This is a genomic window from Pseudomonas sp. GW821-FHT10B02 (assembly GCF_059415665.1).
In genome coordinates, this window is record NZ_JBWKNR010000006.1 from 163,512 (window position 1) to 180,609 (window position 17,098).

Below are 17,098 nucleotides of genomic sequence, written 5' to 3' on the forward strand. Positions count from 1 at the left end.
CATTGCCATGAGCTCGACTATCCAGCGTATTCCCAGCCACCTGCCGTTCCCGTTTTCCAAGGCCGTCAAGGTCGGGGGCTTTTTGTTTCTCTCCGGCCAGGTGCCGATGACTGCCTCAGGCGAAGTGGTGCGTGGTGACATTCAGACCCAGACCCAAGCCACGCTTGAGCGTATCGGTGAAACCCTGGCCGAGTGCGGCGCAGGGTTCGACCAGGTGGTCAAGGCTACGGTGTGGCTGTCCGACATGACGCATTTCGCCGGGTTCAACGAGGTCTACAAAAGTTTCTTCGCCAATGGCTATCCGGTGCGCTCGACCGTGAGCGCCGGCCTTGCCCTGGGTGTGGATGTGGAGATCGAAGTACAGGCCTGGATCGGTCACGACTGAGGTCGCACACGCCTGCGTGGTACTGGAAAAAACAACAAGGCCTGACCAGGGCCATAGATGCCAGAGGGTTCGAGATGAAAGAGCAGCTGAAAATTGCAGGCGCCTTTATCGGCGTTATCGTGGGTGCAGGTTTCGCCTCAGGGCGGGAGTTATTGCTGTTCTTTGTCAACTTTGGCCTCTGGGGACTGCTCGGCACCCTGGTCAGTGCGGCGCTCTTCACCTTTCTCGGCATGGCCCTGGCAGGTCTGGGCAACCGTCTGCAGGCCGCTTCGCACAAGGATGTGGTGTATGCCATCTGCGGGCGCTACCTGGGTCTGTTTGTCGACTTGCTGATCACCTTCTTCATGTTCGGGGTGACGGTGGTGATGCTCGCCGGTGGCGGCGCCTTGCTCGAACAGCAGTTCGGTATCCCGGCACTCACCGGCAGTGTGCTGGTGACCCTGTTGGTGGTGGCGGTAGTCTGTCTGGATATCCAGAAGGTCATCGTGTTGATCGGTGCCGTCACGCCTTTCCTGATCCTGGCGGCAACGGCTATCGCGTTGTACGCGGTGTTCACCCGCGACCTGAGTTTCACCGCCCTGGACCAGGTCGCCAGCCAGCAGGAAGCGGGTGCCAGCCATTGGTTGCTCGGGGCCTTCCTGTATGTGTCGTACAACGTTGTGGCCGGCGCGCCGATGCTGGCGATCCTCGGCGGTTCGGCACGTCTGGAGAAGACTGCGATCTGGGGTGGGATCCTCGGTGGGGCGGGGCTTGGTGGCCTGATGCTGGTGATGAGCGCAGGCTTGCTCTCACGCCTGGATACAGTGGCTGATCTGCCGATGCCGATGCTGTCGATTGCCAGCGAAATTTCCCCGGTGCTGGGTGTGATCATGTGCGTGATCATCTTCGGCATGATCGTCAACACCGCAGTGGGCATGCACTATTCGTTTCTGGCGCGGCTGCTGCCGGCGGGTACCCGCAGCTTTCGCCTGGGCGCTGTGGTGACGGGCGTGGCGGCGTTTATCTGTAGCCTGATCGGCTTTATCAGCCTGGTCGGCCAGGTTTATCCGTTCTTCGGTTACCTGGGCTTTGTGGTGATGCTGGCGGTGCTGATCGGCTGGGTGCGGATGGGCAGGGTCAAGCGCGCCGTGGCGGTGTAGTAGCAGGCACCTGGCGAGGGCATTGCGCCCTCGCCAGGCCAGCGGGTCAGATCTTGAAGCTGTCGACCAGTTGTTTCAAACGACCGGCCTGTTGGGCCAGGGCATCGCAATGACGCAGGGTGTCATTGAGGTTGGCCACGCCTTGCTGGTTCAACACATTGATCTGGGTGATGTCCAGGTTCAGGCTTTCGACCACGGCAGTCTGTTCCTCGGTTGCCGCCGCCACCGACTGGTTCATGCCGTCGATCTCGCCGATACGCTGGGTGACGCTGCTCAGGCGTTCACCGGCCTGGTTGGCAACCATCACGCTTTCCTCGCTCGACACCTGGCTGGCGTTCATGTTGTGCACCGCCTCGCGCGAACCGACCTGCAGGGTGGTGATCATCTTGTGGATCTCTTCGGCCGATTCCTGGGTACGGTGCGCCAGGTTGCGCACTTCGTCGGCGACCACCGCAAAACCGCGACCGGCTTCGCCGGCACGGGCGGCCTCGATGGCGGCGTTCAGGGCCAGCAGGTTGGTCTGCTGGGAAATACCTTTGATCACATCGAGGATCTGCCCGATGTCGTCGGTGCTGGCGTTGAGGGTTTCGATCTGCTCGCAGGATTCGCTGATCTTCTGCGACAGCGCAGTCATCGCCGAGATGGTTTCTTCCACCACCTGGCGGCCGTCGTTGGCCTGTTCGCTGGCACCGCTGGCGTGCTGCGAAGCATCGGCGGCGTTGCGGGCGATTTCCTGGGTGGCGGCGCCCAGTTCGTTGATCGCTGCAGCCACGCTGTTGGTGCGCATGCTTTGCTCTTCGGAGCCGATGATCGAGGCATTGGACGCGCTCATTACCCGTTCCGACAGATCGTGTACCTGACGGGTAGCCGAGGACACTTCGGCAATCGAGGCGTGAATACGCTCAACGAACTGGTTGAAAGCGCCGGCCAGTTCGCCGAATTCGTCCTTGTTCTCCACCGCCAGGCGGCGAGTCAGGTCGCCTTCTCCCTGGGCGATGTCCTGCATGGCGCGACCCATGGTGGTCAGCGGACGCATCAATACCGGAATCAGCAAGCTGAGCAGGCCGGCGATGGCCGCCACGGCGATGAGCATGGCGATGATGGCCGAAGTACGGAACTGACTGAGAGGGGCGTAGGCCTTGTCCTTGTCGATCGACAAACCGATGTACCAGTCGGCCGATGGCAGACCGCTGACCTGGGCGAAGGAGATGATGCGCTCCTGACCACCGAGGGTCGCGTCATGAATGCCCGGGGCCACCTGCAGGTTGCTGCCTGGATAGATGTCCTTGAGGTTTTTCATCACCTGGTCTTTGTCCGGGCTGACGATCACCTGGCCATTGCGGTCGACCAGGAAGGCATGACCGATACCGCCAAAGTCCACGGCGTTGATGATGTCGACCAGGGACGCCAGGCTCAGGTCGCCACCGACCACGCCGAGCAGTTCACCGTTGGTTTTGCTCTTGACCGGCATGCCAATGGTCACCACCAGGCCACCGACCGCAGCCATGTAGGGCGGGGTCAGCATGGTCTGGTTGGCGGCGACCGCGGCGGTGTACCAGGGACGCTGGCGCGGGTCGTAGCCGTCAGGCATCTTCGCATCCGGGCGCTGGGTGAACACACCGTTGGCCTGGCCGACGTAGGTGAACTGGAAGTTGTTGGTGAATGAAGGTTGGTCGACCAGTCCCGGGAAATCGGCATTGGCGCCTTGGTGGGCAACGTCCTGGGCGAGGTTTTCCAGCACCAGAATCCGGCCGCTCATCCAGTTCTGCACGCTGCTGGCGGTCAGTGCGCCAGCTTGCTTGACCGACGACTCGATGTTTTGCCGGATAGTGTTGCGTTGCAGGTAGTCGTTGTAGAGGGTGAACAAAGCAAATGCCAGAACCACGACGCCGCAGGCGCACAGCAGGATCTTGTGGCGAAATTTCAGGTTCATGTTCCGATACCTTGTGCCAGTAAGGAGGAGTGCCGAGCGGTGCTTTTGGCCAATGCTCGTACCTATCCAGACGGCTATCGGCCGCAACGCTGAAAAATTGAAAGGCAGATTGCCGCAGGGGCTGACAGGATTTTCCTACCCAAGGCTTTGGTCTGCGGCTTGGGGCGTTAAATGCCGAGGTGTCTGACCAGTTCCTGCGCGGCCTTTTGCAGTGGCTGGTTGTGACGCCAGAAAGCATGCACCGGCAACTGCAGTTCGTTGCGGGTGTTCTTGAAGTCCAGGCGCAGCAGACGCCCGGCCTCAAGCAGCGGGGCTACCCGTGACAGGGGAAAATCACCCCAGCCCAGACCTGCTTCGACCATTTCCAGGGCCATGCCCAGGCTGTCGGTGCGCCAGTGCGCCTTGCCGATCAGGGCGCGGGTGTCAGTGATTGGCAGGTCGCGACTGGCCACCAGAATCTGGCGGACATTGACCAGGTCTTCGAGGTAGGCGATCTGCCGCGGCTGGCGTTGCAGGGCAGGGTGGTGCGGCGAGATGGTCGCCACCAGCGACTCCATGCCGATGTTCTGGAAGCGTTGCTGCGGATCGACCGCCAATCCGGCAAAGGCCAGGCACAGGCTGACTCGACCGCTGTGCAGCAATTGCAGGGCCTCCTCCTGAGGGGCGCTGAGCACCTCGACCTCCAGCAGTGGATAGCGTTCGCTGATGGTCTTGATCGCCGTCAGCAGCGGGCCGTGGTCGATGTCCGGTACCACACTGATGGCCAGGGTGCTTTCCAGTCCCTGGGACAATTCCAGGGCATGCACCTGTAACTGCCCCAGTTGCGCCGCGATCATCCGCGCATGGGGTTCCAGCGCCAGGGCCAGGGCGGTGGGCCGGGTTTCCCGGTGGGTGCGTTCGAACAGGGCGTAGCCCAGTTCGGCCTCAAGGTTGCCGACTGCCATGCTCACGGCCGAAGGCACGCGGCCCAGGGCGCGGGCGGCGGCAGAGAAGGATCCGCGGTCAAGTACGGCGAGAAACAGTTCGATGTTGTCGCTGGAAAAATTCAATTGGGCAATCTCCTGTCAGTCAATCTGATAGCTGCTGACTTTTTCTGTCAAGAAGATTGACGCATTCTTGCGCGCCTCTGCCGCCTGGACGGGCGGCGTCTGTTGATGCAATCGAGGTAGTACGGTGCAAGGTGTAAAACGCAAACTGGTCTACGTGACCGCCTACGAAGTGATTGGTCTGTGCATGTCGACCCTGGGCCTGGCCTATCTGTCGGACACTGCGCCGAGCAATACCGGACCGCTGGCAGTGATGATCACCACCATCGCCATGGCCTGGAACTTCATCTACAACACCCTGTTCGAGTACTGGGAAAGCCGTCAGGTCAAGCGCGGACGCAGCGTTGCCCGGCGTGTAGTGCATGCCATCGGCTTTCAATTGACCCTGGTGGTTTATCTGATTCCATTGATTGCCTGGTGGCTGGACATGAGCCTGGTCGAAGCCTTCCTGGTGGACCTGGCGTTCATCATCCTCATCCCTTGCTACACCTTCCTCTACAACTGGTTGTTCGACCGCATTTTCGGCTTGCCGACCTCGGCCCAGGCTGTGGACGACAATCGTGTCGCTGCCTGAGGCGGGTTATTGCGCCGGCAGAACGATGCGCAGCGAGCCGTTTTGCGTTTCATCCGGCTGCTGCCTGGCACCGAGCAGACCTTCCTCGATTTCGCCGGACAAGTAGTACACCCCGGCCATGACGCCGCTCTTGCGGTTATCCATGAGCTCGCGCCATTCCTCGTTGAGCGCCACATTGAGGATCACCCGCAGTTGCTCGATCATGGCTGGTTGCTCCTGGTTGTGGCTGACGATGCCATAACCGGCTGCGGCCACCGAGATCAGGGCGCCCGCGACGCGGCCTACGGCACTTGCTACAGCGCTGGCGATGCCACGTGGTGCCAGGGTCGCACCGAGTTTTTCACTGGCCTGTTGCGCCACCGATGACAGCCCGACATCCGAGCGCTGGGTGCCGGCGCGCACAGCGCTGTGCATGTGCCCGACCAGTGACGCATACGCCGGCTGCTCGGCCAGCGACTTGCTGTAAAGCAACTGGTAAAGCGAGGCGTTGCGCGCCGCCGGGGGGCCCAGGTTGATCGCCTGGATCCGCGTCAGACGCAGATTGAACTGCTCGGGCGGCGCCTGGTAGCGCTGGGCTATCTGTTGCAGTTGCTGACCGAGCAACTGGATGTACAGCTCCATGGCGCGGTTGCGGATGCCTTCGGGGTCGATCTCCTTGGCCACCTGATCAAGCACCCGGCGGTGATACTGCTCTTGCAGGTAAAGCGCCAGGCGCTTCTCCGGCGGCTCCTTGCCTTCGCCACTGTTCATCTTGTACCAGGCCACTTTCATGGTCAGCCATTGCTGGGTCCAGTAACCGGTGAACCAGGGGATGAAATCGCTTTCGGTAAACTGCTGCACGCGGTCTTTCCACACGCGCATGGAGCGTCGGGAATAGTCATTGACCGAGCTGGTACTGGCCAGTGAGGCGTCAATGATTTCCCGATCAATCTGCTCCCAGGTGGCGGGGCTCAGTTGCACGGGAGGTGGCTCGGGGGGCTTTTCTCGCGAGGCACAGCCGCCCAGGGCGAGCAGGAGGATGAGCAGGAAAATGAGGAATGAACGGGGGGTCACAAGCGCTACCCCCTTGCGACGGGATGTTTGGCGGGTTTGTTACCTTGGTGATTTCAGTATAGGTGGGAGGGGAGCGAGGGGCGCATCGGAACTTAACAAGACCGACCAAGTACAACCGTAGGAGCGGGGCAAGGCCCGCTCCTACAGGGTCAGCCCTCCAGGTCCAGCTTGGCCTCGATGTGGTCCAGGTGCTGGTGCATCAAGGCCAGGGCCGCTTCGCCGTCACCCCGTTCGAGCGCATCGATGATCGCGGCGTGTTCTTGCCAGGCGCAATGGCTGCACGGACGGGCTTCGTATTGGGCGATGATCAACGAAGTTTGCGGCACCAGACCATTGAGAAACCGCGTCAGCGGCGCGTTGTTGGCGATCTCCGCCAGTTTCAGGTGGAACTCGCCGCCGAGGCGGATTGCCGTGCAGCGTTGCCCCTGTTCGTGATGCTGGCGTTCGCGCGCGACCAGCTCGCGCAGTTGACGGATTTTCGTCGGTCGCGAGCGTTGCGCGGCCAGGGTGATCAGGGTGGTTTCGGCCAGGCGCCGGGCACTGAGGATCTGCCGCGCCTGTTGCGGGTCGGGGGCTGCCAGGCGTGCAGTGTGGCTCGGGCGCTGGACGATTACCTGCTGGTCGCACAGGCGGCCCAATACCCGTCGAATCACGGTGCGGCTGACGCCAAATGCCTCACCCAGCGCTTGCTCAGGCAGGGCGCTGCCCGGCGCCAGGCGCTGTTCGAGAATGGCATCGAACAGGCGAGGGTAGATCTGCTCGGCCGACAGGCGCACTTCGCCATGGGCAAGCAATGGCGGCAGGGTGGTCACAGGGGCTTGGGCGCTGGCGTTCATCAATGCTCTCCTGAGTTCAAGTGGCCGGATGTTCGTCCGGGATGTTCAGCTCGATACCCATGCGCCGGCCTTCCTGGAGGATGTGGTGGCGCATCTGCGCACTGGCCTGGGCGCTGTTCTTGTTGCGGATGGCGCGGACTACCGCTTCGTTCTCTTCCAGACGCGCCGCCAGGTGTTCGGGGGAGTTGCGCAGTACCGCGGCGCTTTGCTTGAGGGCATTGCTGGTCTGCTGCACGACACTCTGGAAAATCGGGTTGGCGGTGAGGGTGAACAACTCTTCGTGGAAGGCGATGTAGGCGTTGACCCCGGCTTCGCTGTCTTCGGCCTCAAGGGCTTCGCGCATGTCCATCAGGGTCAGGCGCAACTGGCCGATTTCCTTGCTGCTGATCGACTGCGCAACCAGGCCGACGATGAACGGCTCCAGGGTGTAGCGCAGTTGCAGGACATCCTCCAGGCTGGCTTCGGCCACGCCGGCTTGTGGTTGCGCGGTTTCGGCCAGGTCGGCGTCGAGCACCAGCACCCCTTTGCCCGGCATCGAGCGAACCAGGCCGAGGGTTTCCAGTACGGTCACCGCTTCACGCAGGCTGGGACGGCTGATGCCCAGTTGTTCGGCCAGCTCGCGTTGTCCCGGCAACATATCGCCGGAACGCCACTGGCCACGGGCCAGGGCCTGGCGGAGTTTTTCCACCACGGAATTCACTACGGTCGATGAAGTAATCACTGTTCACTCCATGAGAACACTTGCATGGTTTGCTCCTGGGGCCGGCACTGTCAGTGCCGGCCCTTGCACTCAGAACTCTTGTTGATGGGCGTTGGGGGTCTTGCGCTGGGCAAAGCCAAAGCCCTGTTTGCCGGCCAGCACATTATTGGCCCGCTCCATGTCGATATCGCCTTCCCAGCGGCCGATGGCGACGGTCGCCACGCAGTTGCCGATCAGGTTGGTCAGTGCCCGGCCGATGCCCATGAACCAGTCCACTGCCAGCACCAGCACCAGGCCGACCACCGGGATGGCCGGTATCGCCGTCAGGGTCGCGGCCAGAATCACCAGCGCCGAACCCGGAATGCCATGGGCACCCTTGGAGGTGATCAGCGACACCAGCAGGATGGTCAGCAGGTCGGTCATCGCCAGTGGTGTGCCGGTGGCGTTGGCGATGAATACGATCGCCAGGGTCAGGTAGATCGAGAAACCATCGAGGTTAAAGGAATAGCCGGTCGGGATCACCAGGCCGACAGTGGAATTGCCGATGCCCAGGTGCTCGAGTTTGCGCATGATTTGCGGCAGGACCGCGTCGGAGGAAGCGGTGCCAAGGACGATGGTCAGCTCTTCGCGCAGGTACTTGATGAACGGCAGGATGCGCAGGCCCGACAGACGCATCACGCCACCGAGGATCAGCAGTACGAAACCGATGCAGGTCAGGTAGAACAAGGCGACCAGGCCACCCAGGTGCTGCAGCGATTCCAGGCCATATTTGCTGGTGGTGAAGGCGATGGCGCCGAACACACCAATCGGCGCCAGGCGCACGATCATGCCCATGATGCGAAAGATCACATGACTCAGTTCATTGATCAGCCGCGAGATCCCCGAGGCTGCTTCACCTACCAGGTTCAGGGCACTGCCGAACAGCACAGAAAACAGCAGCACTTGCAGGATGTTGTTGTCAGCGAAGGCACCGATCACTGACGTCGGGATCAGGTCCATCAGGAACGCGGCGGTGCCGTGGATGTGCTGGCCACGCTCGGCCAGATTGCCGGCTTCGGCGGTAGAGAGTTGGTCGAGGTGAATGTTGGCGCCGCTGCCGATCCCGGAGGTAAAGGCAAACACCAGGCCGATGACCAGGGCAATGGTGGTCAGGATTTCGAAGTAGATCACCGATTTCAGGCCGATCCGCCCGACCTTTTTCAAGTCACCGGCACCGGAAATACCGCTGACCACAACACAGAACACGATCAGCCCGATGAGCATCTTGATCAGCTTGATAAAGCCGTCACCCAGGGGTTTGAGCTGCAGGGAAACTTCGGGAAAGCTGAGGCCACAGGCGACGCCAAGCACCAGGCCGAGCACTACTTGGAGGAAGATCGAACGCGAGCACCATTTGAGCATGGGAGGGATCTCTGATCGGTGTCCTTGCTTCGATGCCGGGGAGGGCGAAAGAGCGGAGGACTTAATTATTGTGGTCTTACCGGTATGTCCAGTGCGGGCTCAGTGTAGGCGTGGATTTTCCAGCTTTGCAAGGGCTTTTCGGCTGAAAGGGAAGAAATTGGTTTTACCGGTCTGACCAGTTGAAATTCATCATGCTGATATAGCCAGTACAGGCCAGGTTCACCGTAGGGCGAAGCAGGGGCTAACGCTTGGACAGGGCCCGATCGACAGCCGCGATCAAATCGCCCAAGGCGTGGGACGGGGCATTGTGGATGACGCCGAACAGGTACGCGCGCTGTTCGTCTTCGTCGTCTTGATCGGCGAAAAAGGCTTTCAACTTGATGCCCAGGACTTCGGCAAAGACCAGCAGGGCGTCGACGCTAGGGGTGTAGGTGCCGGTTTCAAAGCGGCTGATGGTCTTGGGGTCGAAACCGGACCGCTCACCGAGTTCAGCCTGAGTAAGCCCTGCGACCTTGCGGTATCGCCTGATGGCCGAACCCAAACTTGAATATTTCATCGCTTGATTCCCATTTAGAATCAAGAACTTAACGGCAATCGTCGGGATAGCACAACGCCATAATTCGTCACATTTGTTTACGGAATGTGATGTAATTCATCCCATCAATGGGTTGGACAGGTCAAAAGCCATCAAGTTTCAACCCGGTTTCGTGGCTCGGATTGCTGAGTGGAGCCCACGACAGATCGCTTCAAAGGGAGTTTTTACGTGCGTCTCAACCTGCCGGTCACCTCTGTCGAACAGACGTTCGGAGATGACCAACGGCTCATTTCTGCCACCGATATCGCCAGCAACATCACCTATTGCAACGCTGAATTTGCCGCCATGAGTGGCTTCAGCCAGGCCGAACTGATCGGTAGCCCGCACAACCTGGTCCGTCATCCCGACATGCCCGCCGTGGTGTTCCAGCAGATGTGGCAGTACCTCAAGGCCGGCCAGAGCTGGATGGGGATCGTCAAGAATCGCTGCAAGAACGGCAACTTCTATTGGGTCAGCGCTTACGTCACGCCGATTCTCGAAGGCGGTCGCCTGGTTGGCTACGAGTCGGTGCGGGTCAAGCCGAGTCGTGAGCAGGTGCGCCGCGCCGAAACACTTTATGCACGTTTACGCGAGGGCAAGGCGGCGGTTCCTGCGGGCCGGCGTCTGGCACTGCTGGCGCAGGTCATGGCTGTACCGCTGCTGGCAGGCGCGGCGGCCATTGGGGCGCAGCAGTTGCTACCAGGCTGGCCTGGCCACGGCATTACCCTCGGGTTGTTCGGCGTGGTCGGTCTGTGGGCTCATCAGCGTCTGGGACGTCAGTTGGCGCAGATCGTTCAGGGTTCGAGCAACACCTTTGCCGACCCGGTCGTGGCGCTGACTTACAGCGATGCCCTGGGGCCAGCGGCGCAGTTGCAGATGATCCTGATCAGCGAAGAGGCGCGGTTGAAAACCGCCTTGACACGTCTGAGCGACCTTGCGGTGCAAATGAGTGAGGCGGCCAGAGACTCCAGCAGCCTGTCGCGCCACACCGAATCGGCCCTGCTTGAACAGCGCGCGGAAACCGACATGACCGCCACCGCGATGACCGAGATGACGGCGTCGATTGCCGAGGTCGCGCGCCATGTGCAGGAAACCGCCGGTGAAGCGCACACGGCCAATCAACTGGCCGGGCAGGGCAGTGCGGTGGCGGGCAGCATGCGCGAGGCGATCCAGCTGCTGGCCGGTACCGTCAGCCAGATCAATCAGGCGGTAACCCATCTGGCCGGCCAGACCCAGGATATTTCCCTGGCCGCCGAAGTGATTCGCGCGATTGCCGAACAGACCAACCTGCTGGCCCTCAATGCCGCCATTGAAGCCGCCCGTGCTGGTGAGCAGGGCCGCGGTTTTGCCGTGGTTGCCGATGAAGTGCGGGCGCTGGCCAGCAAGACCCGGCAATCAACCGTACAGATCCAGGGCATCATCGAGAGTTTGCGCGCCGGTGCCGACCAGGCCGTGAGCATTGCCAGTCTGGGCATCGATGAAGCGCAGCACGGTGTGGCGCGGGTGCTGGAGGCACAGCAGGCGTTGCAGGGTATCCGCGTGGCGGTGGAGCGTATCAGTGACATGAGCCAGCAAATGGCGGCGGCGTCTCAGGAGCAGTCGTCGGTGGCCGAAGAGGTCTGTGCGCAGATCAACAGCGTCGCCAGTACCGTGCAGCACACCGCGCAGAATGCCAATGCTGCCGCCACCCGCGGAGCAGAACTGGAACACATTTCTTCGGGCCTGCGTGCCCTGGTCGAGCGCTTCAATCGCTGAGCCTTCAGGGTACGAGATTTTCATGGACGACAATTACCGCACGGCCGTAGATGCGGCCGCGATCTTTTCCGAAACCGACTTGAGTGGTCGGATCACTTACGTCAACGAACAGTTCTGCAGCATCTCCGGCTATCGACGCGACGAGCTGCTGGGGGCCAATCACCGGATCCTCAATTCCGGTCTGCACGATCCGGCGTTTTTCGATGGCATGTGGCGTGCCCTGGTCGCCGGCAAGGCGTGGAAGGGCGAAATCTGCAACCGCGCCAAGGACGGTTCGCTGTACTGGGTCGACAGCACCATGGTGCCGTTGATCGATCCGGCCACTGGCCAGGTGCGCAAGTACGTGTCGATCCGCTTCGACGTGACCGAGAAGCGTCAGTTACTGCATACCCTGCAGTGGCGAGTGGGCCATGACGTGCTGACCGGTCTGCCCAATCGGGCCTATCTGTCTGACCTGTTGAATCAGGCGCTGGAGTTCTCGCGGCGCGAAGACATTGCCTTGGCCGTGTGCATGCTCGATCTGGATGGCTTCAAGGCGGTCAATGACGGCTACGGCCATGCCAGTGGCGACCTGTTGCTGGTGGAAGTGGCCAATCGCCTGAAAGGCATCTTGCGTGGCGGCGACGCGGTGGCGCGGCTTTCGGGCGATGAGTTCGTGTTGATCTTGCGTCACGTACAGGACCCTGCACAGTTGCAGCTGGCACTGCAACGGGTGCTCAAGGCGATTGCCGCGCCGTACTCGATCCGGGAGCGCGAGGTCAGTGTCAGCGCCAGTATCGGAGTGACCCTGTTCCCCCTCGACAATGAAGATGCCGACACCCTGGTGCGGCATGCCGATCAGGCGCTGTACGTGGCCAAGCAGAGTGGACGCAATCGCTACCACCTGTTCGATGTGTCGCTGGACCGCGAGGTCAAGGCCACTCACCAGACGGTGGCACGGGTGCGCCAGGCGCTGACCATGGGCGAGCTGTGTCTGCATTACCAGCCCAAGGTCAACATGCGCAGTGGCCAGGTCCTCGGATTCGAGGCTTTGCTGCGCTGGCAGCACCCGCTCAAGGGCTTGGTGGCACCGGCCGATTTCCTCCCGCTGGTGGAGCAGACCGACCTGATTGTCGACATCGGCGAGTGGGTCATCGACCAGGCCATGGCGCAGATGCAGCGCTGGCAGCAAGCCGGGCACGTATGGCCGGTGAGCGTGAACATTGCTGCCCGGCACGTTCAGCGCAGTGACTTTGTCGAGCGTCTCAAGCACCTGCTGGCGCGTCACCCGGGCGTGGCACCGCAGATGCTCGATCTGGAAATCGTCGAGTCGGTAGCGATCGAGAACATCCAGCGTGTCAGCCAGTGCCTGGACGCCTGCCAGCAGTTGGGCGTGCAGTTCTCGCTGGATGATTTCGGCACCGGCTACTCGTCGTTGAGCTACCTCAAGCGCCTGCCGACCCGCACGATCAAGATCGACAAGTCCTTCGTGCGCGACATCCTCCATGACCATGACGATCTGGCGCTGACCCGGGCGGTTATCGGTCTGGCCAGGGCCTTTGGGCGCCAGGTGATTGCCGAGGGCCTGGAGACCATCGAGCACGGTCAGTTGCTGATGGACCTGGGGTGTGATGTCGCCCAGGGCTACGGCATTGCCCGGCCAATGTCGGCCGAGGCGGTCGCCGACTGGGTTGCCAACTACGTACAACCGTCACAGTGGCTGGCATTGGCAGGGCACTAACGGCGTTCTTTACGCATTCTTTATGACCTGGCCAAGGTCCTGATCTCGCGCCTTTACAGCAGCTCTACCGACAATGACCGTCAGCGGCAAAGTGCCGTAAGGACGGAGAGTTTCGATGAGCATTCTGGACGGGGTGTCACTGCTGCTGGCAGTGGCGTTGATGATCTACCTGATGGTCGCGCTGCTGCGCGCTGACCGGGGTTAGGAGCGACCATGCACAGTTACGATTATGCGTTGCTGCTGGCGTTCTTTGCGCTGGTGTTGCTCCCGGCGCCCTGGCTCGGGCGTTTCTATTACAAGGTGATGGAGGGCCAGCGCACCTGGCTGACGCCGGTGTTGGGGCCGGTGGAGCGTGGCTGCTACCGGCTGGCCGGGGTCGATGCCGGGGACGAGCACAACTGGAAGCAGTACACCCTGGCCTTGCTGGCTTTCAACCTGGCCGGTTTCGTGCTGGTGTTTGCCGTGTTGCTGCTGCAAGGCTATCTGCCACTCAATCCGCAGCACCTGCCGGGTCAGGAGTGGTCGCTGGCGTTCAATACGGCGGTGAGTTTTGTCACCAACACCAACTGGCAGGCCTACAGCGGCGAAGCGTCGGTCAGCTACCTGAGCCAGATGATCGGCTTGACAGTGCAGAACTTTGTCAGCGCCGCCACCGGCCTTGCCGTGCTGGTCGCGCTGTGCCGTGGCATTGCCCGGCGCTCTGCCCACACCCTGGGCAACTTCTGGGTCGACATGACCCGGGCCACGCTCTACGGCCTGCTGCCGTTGTGCCTGCTGCTGGCTTTGTTGCTGGTCTGGCAGGGCGTGCCGCAGACCTTCGGTCATTACGTCCAGGCCCTGACCCTGCAAGGGGCTGACCAGACCATCCCGCTGGGCCCGGCGGCCAGCCAGATCGCCATCAAGCAACTGGGCACCAATGGCGGCGGCTTCTTCGGCGTCAACTCGGCGCACCCGTTCGAGAACCCGACGGCCTGGAGCAATCTGTTCGAGGTGGCCTCGATCATTCTGATTCCGGCGGCCCTGGTGTTCACCTTCGGACACTACGTCAAGGACCTGCGCCAAAGCCGGGCGATCATCGCCTGCATGCTGGCGCTGTTCCTGATCGGTGGCGGCACGGCGTTGTGGTCGGAATACCAGGCCAACCCGAGCCTGAACAACCCGCAGGTTGCACAGAGCGCACCACTGGAAGGCAAGGAGAACCGCTTCGGCACCACCGCCAGCGTACTGTGGACGGTGACCACCACTGCCGCCTCCAACGGCTCGGTGAACAACATGCACGACAGCCTCAACCCCATCAGCAGCATGGTCGCGCTGGTCAACATGATGGTTGGCGAGGTGATCTTCGGCGGTGTCGGTGCCGGGCTCTATGGCATGTTGCTCAACGTGCTGATCGCGGTCTTCCTGGCGGGCCTGATGATCGGCCGCACACCGGAATACCTCGGCAAGAAACTCCAGGCGCGGGAAGTGCAGCTGCTGGTGGCGACCCTGCTGGTGATGCCGGTCGGCGTGCTGATTCTCAGTGCCCTGGCGGCCAGCCTGCCAGGCCCTGCAGCCTCGGTCACCAACCCCGGTGCCCACGGCTTCAGCCAGGTGCTTTATGCCTACACCTCGGCCAGCGCCAACAACGGTTCGGCCTTTGCCGGCTTCGGCGCCAACACCACCTTCCACAACCTGATGCTTGGCTTGGGCATGTTGATCGGCCGCTTCGGCTACATCCTGCCGGTGCTGGCCCTGGCCGGCAGTCTGGCGCTGAAGAAGACCGCGCCGCTGGGCGAGAGCAGCTTCCCGACCCACGGTCCGTTGTTTGCCACCTTGCTGGTCGTCACCATTCTGTTGATCGGTGGATTGACCTTCCTGCCGGCCCTGGCTCTGGGCCCGATCACCGAACACCTGAGCCTGGGTTTCTGAGGAGCGAATCATGAATATGCCGATTCCTGAAGTGAAAGCGGCTCCGGCCCCGGCGGCACAGACTACCTTTGCCGCACTATGGCGCCCGGCGCTGCTGCAGGCGTTCGTCAAGCTCGACCCACGTCAGCTCAAACGCTCACCGGTGATGCTGGTGGTCGAGCTGACCGCCGTTTTCACCACCTTGCTATGCCTGGTGCCCGACACTGCTGTGCCGACCGCGGTGGCAGTGCAGATTGCCCTGTGGCTGTGGTTCACCGTGTTGTTTGCCAACTTTGCCGAAGCCCTGGCCGAAGGCCGTGGTAAAGCTCGTGCCGACAGCCTCAAGGCCGGTAGCCAGGGTCTCAGCGCCCGGCGTCGCAACGCGTCGGGCAGTTTCGAGATAGTGCCGGCGACCAGCCTGCGCAAGGACGATGTGGTCAAGGTCATGGCCGGGGAGATGATCCCCAGTGACGGCGAAGTGCTCGAAGGGATCGCCGCGGTCAACGAAGCGGCGATTACTGGTGAGTCCGCGCCGGTGATCCGTGAGTCCGGTGGTGATCGCTCGGCGGTGACCGGCAATACCCGGCTGGTCTCCGACTGGTTGCTGATCCGCATCACCAGCAATCCTGGCGAATCGACCCTGGACCGCATGATCGCCCTGGTCGAAGGCGCCAAGCGCCAGAAGACCCCCAACGAGATCGCCCTGGACATCCTGCTGATCGGCCTGACCATGATCTTCCTGGTGGTCGTGGTAACCCTGCAGCCGTTCGCGCACTTTGCCGGTGGCAGCATTCCGCTGGTGTTCCTGGTCGCGCTGCTGGTCACTCTGATTCCGACCACCATCGGTGGGCTGCTGTCGGCTATCGGTATCGCCGGTATGGACCGCCTGGTGCGCCTCAACGTGATAGCCCGCTCTGGCCGCGCGGTGGAAGCCGCTGGTGACGTACATGTGCTGATGCTCGACAAGACCGGCACCATCACCTTCGGCAACCGTCGCTGCAGTGCCTTGCATGCCGCTCCTGGCGTGACCTCCAAGGAGCTGGGCGAGGGCGCCTTGCTGGCTTCGCTGGCTGACGACACCGCCGAGGGCAAGTCGATCGTCGAGTACCTGCGCCAGTTGCACGACTTCGACGAGCCGAGCGCCGAGCAGCTGACACCCGTGGCCTTCAGTGCCGAGACGCGCCTGTCCGGCGTCGACTACCAGCAGCGTCGGTTCCGTAAGGGCGCGGTAGATTCAGTGCTGGCCTTCGTTGGCCTGCAGCGCCTGGAAATGCCGGCGCCGCTGGCCCGTGAAGTGGACAAGATCGCCCAGAGCGGCGGCACCCCCTTGCTGGTCTGTGTCGACAAGCGCCTGCTGGGTGTGATCCACCTCAAGGACGTGGTCAAGCCGGGGATTCGCGAGCGCTTTGCCGAGCTGCGCAAGCTGGGCATCCGCACCGTGATGGTCACTGGCGACAACCCGCTGACGGCTGCTGCCATCGCCGCCGAAGCCGGGGTCGATGATGTGCTGGCCGAAGCCACGCCGGAGAAGAAGCTGGCACGCATTCGCCAGGAACAGAACGACGGCCGCCTGGTTGCCATGTGCGGCGACGGCGCCAACGACGCCCCGGCACTGGCCCAGGCCGATGTCGGCATGGCCATGAACGACGGCACCCAGGCCGCCCGCGAGGCCGCCAACATGGTCGATCTGGACAGCGACCCGACCAAGCTGCTGGATGTGGTCCAGGTCGGCAAGGAACTGCTGGTGACCCGCGGCGCCTTGACCACCTTCTCGATCGCCAACGACGTGGCCAAGTACTTCGCCATCCTCCCGGCACTGTTTGCGGCGATCTATCCGCAGCTGGGTGTGCTCAACCTCATGCGGCTGACCAGCCCGCAGAGCGCGATTCTCTCGGCGATTGTTTTCAACGCCCTGATCATCGTCGTGCTGATTCCTCTGGCTCTGCGTGGCGTGCGGGTGCAGGCCGCCAGTGCTGCCCAGCTGCTGCGCCGCAATTTGCTGATCTACGGCGTGGGCGGGCTGATCGTGCCGTTCGCCGGGATCAAGCTGATCGACATGCTGCTCACCGCTTTGCAGCTGGTCTGATACCAAGGA

The 17,098-nt window shown here is 62.1% G+C and carries 15 protein-coding genes and 2 pseudogenes; 9 read left to right on the plus strand and 8 right to left on the minus strand.

Features of this window, described 5'->3' with window-relative positions:
- Nucleotides 1-7 precede the first annotated feature (7 nt).
- Nucleotides 8-385 carry a RidA family protein gene (locus AC07OF_RS11635; protein ID WP_495072903.1) on the plus strand — a complete coding sequence of 126 codons (378 nt, stop codon included), beginning with the start codon at nucleotides 8-10 and terminating at the stop codon, nucleotides 383-385.
- Between the two features lie 74 nt (nucleotides 386-459).
- Nucleotides 460-1,524 carry a YkvI family membrane protein gene (locus AC07OF_RS11640; protein ID WP_157191867.1) on the plus strand — a complete coding sequence of 355 codons (1,065 nt, stop codon included), beginning with the start codon at nucleotides 460-462 and terminating at the stop codon, nucleotides 1,522-1,524.
- Nucleotides 1,525-1,570: 46 nt separating this feature from the next.
- Here AC07OF_RS11640 and AC07OF_RS11645 read toward each other — a convergent pair whose 3' ends face one another.
- From AC07OF_RS11645 to AC07OF_RS11655, 3 genes and pseudogenes are all read right to left on the minus strand, one after another.
- Nucleotides 1,571-2,356: a methyl-accepting chemotaxis protein gene (locus AC07OF_RS11645; protein WP_371261995.1), complete on the minus strand. Its 786-nt coding sequence runs from the start codon at nucleotides 2,354-2,356 to the stop codon at nucleotides 1,571-1,573.
- Nucleotides 2,357-2,425: 69 nt separating this feature from the next.
- Nucleotides 2,426-3,457 (minus strand): annotated as a pseudogene (locus AC07OF_RS11650) (HAMP domain-containing protein); the annotation flags it as partial.
- A gap of 167 nt (nucleotides 3,458-3,624) precedes the next feature.
- On the minus strand, nucleotides 3,625-4,506 hold the full coding sequence (locus tag AC07OF_RS11655; RefSeq protein ID WP_495072904.1) for a LysR family transcriptional regulator: 882 nt from the start codon (nucleotides 4,504-4,506) through the stop codon (nucleotides 3,625-3,627).
- Nucleotides 4,507-4,630: 124 nt separating this feature from the next.
- Here AC07OF_RS11655 and AC07OF_RS11660 point away from each other — a divergent pair, with 124 nt between their 5' ends.
- On the plus strand, nucleotides 4,631-5,077 hold the full coding sequence (locus AC07OF_RS11660; RefSeq protein WP_038609104.1) for a PACE efflux transporter: 447 nt from the start codon (nucleotides 4,631-4,633) through the stop codon (nucleotides 5,075-5,077).
- A gap of 6 nt (nucleotides 5,078-5,083) precedes the next feature.
- On the opposite strand, the gene AC07OF_RS11665 is transcribed toward AC07OF_RS11660, so the two are convergent.
- The 5 genes from AC07OF_RS11665 to AC07OF_RS11685 all read right to left on the minus strand — a co-directional run bounded on the left by AC07OF_RS11665 (nucleotide 5,084) and on the right by AC07OF_RS11685 (nucleotide 9,623).
- A complete protein-coding gene (locus AC07OF_RS11665) occupies nucleotides 5,084-6,130 on the minus strand; it encodes a hypothetical protein (RefSeq protein ID WP_495072905.1) in 1,047 nt (348 codons plus the stop codon).
- Between the two features lie 149 nt (nucleotides 6,131-6,279).
- The gene (locus AC07OF_RS11670; RefSeq protein ID WP_157191870.1) at nucleotides 6,280-6,966 is read right to left on the minus strand and encodes a GntR family transcriptional regulator; all 687 of its coding nucleotides are present in this window, start codon (nucleotides 6,964-6,966) and stop codon (nucleotides 6,280-6,282) included.
- 16 nt (nucleotides 6,967-6,982) lie between these two features.
- A complete protein-coding gene (locus tag AC07OF_RS11675; protein WP_157191871.1) occupies nucleotides 6,983-7,687 on the minus strand; it encodes a FadR/GntR family transcriptional regulator in 705 nt (234 codons plus the stop codon).
- A 69-nt stretch (nucleotides 7,688-7,756) separates the two neighbouring features.
- Nucleotides 7,757-9,067, minus strand: a complete 1,311-nt coding sequence (locus tag AC07OF_RS11680) for a C4-dicarboxylate transporter DctA (RefSeq protein WP_157191872.1) — start codon at nucleotides 9,065-9,067, stop codon at nucleotides 7,757-7,759.
- A gap of 241 nt (nucleotides 9,068-9,308) precedes the next feature.
- Nucleotides 9,309-9,623: a helix-turn-helix domain-containing protein gene (locus tag AC07OF_RS11685; protein ID WP_038609117.1), complete on the minus strand. Its 315-nt coding sequence runs from the start codon at nucleotides 9,621-9,623 to the stop codon at nucleotides 9,309-9,311.
- Nucleotides 9,624-9,947: 324 nt separating this feature from the next.
- Here AC07OF_RS11685 and AC07OF_RS11690 point away from each other — a divergent pair.
- The 6 genes and pseudogenes from AC07OF_RS11690 to kdpB form a co-directional block, all read left to right on the plus strand.
- Nucleotides 9,948-10,109, plus strand: a pseudogene (locus AC07OF_RS11690) (PAS domain-containing protein); the annotation flags it as partial.
- Nucleotides 10,110-10,286: 177 nt separating this feature from the next.
- Complete coding sequence (locus AC07OF_RS11695; protein ID WP_476447482.1) at nucleotides 10,287-11,396, plus strand: methyl-accepting chemotaxis protein; 1,110 nt, start codon at nucleotides 10,287-10,289, stop codon at nucleotides 11,394-11,396.
- 22 nt (nucleotides 11,397-11,418) lie between these two features.
- Nucleotides 11,419-13,116, plus strand: coding sequence for a putative bifunctional diguanylate cyclase/phosphodiesterase (locus AC07OF_RS11700; RefSeq protein WP_157191875.1), 1,698 nt, complete (start codon nucleotides 11,419-11,421; stop codon nucleotides 13,114-13,116).
- A 115-nt stretch (nucleotides 13,117-13,231) separates the two neighbouring features.
- Nucleotides 13,232-13,321, plus strand: a complete 90-nt coding sequence (kdpF, locus tag AC07OF_RS11705; RefSeq protein ID WP_105642480.1) for a K(+)-transporting ATPase subunit F — start codon at nucleotides 13,232-13,234, stop codon at nucleotides 13,319-13,321.
- An 8-nt stretch (nucleotides 13,322-13,329) separates the two neighbouring features.
- Nucleotides 13,330-15,024 (plus strand): potassium-transporting ATPase subunit KdpA, encoded by a 1,695-nt coding sequence (kdpA, locus tag AC07OF_RS11710; RefSeq protein WP_495072906.1) that lies wholly within the window; start codon nucleotides 13,330-13,332, stop codon nucleotides 15,022-15,024.
- Nucleotides 15,025-15,034: 10 nt separating this feature from the next.
- The gene (kdpB, locus tag AC07OF_RS11715; protein WP_495072907.1) at nucleotides 15,035-17,089 is read left to right on the plus strand and encodes a potassium-transporting ATPase subunit KdpB; all 2,055 of its coding nucleotides are present in this window, start codon (nucleotides 15,035-15,037) and stop codon (nucleotides 17,087-17,089) included.
- The last annotated feature ends 9 nt before the right edge of the window (nucleotides 17,090-17,098 follow it).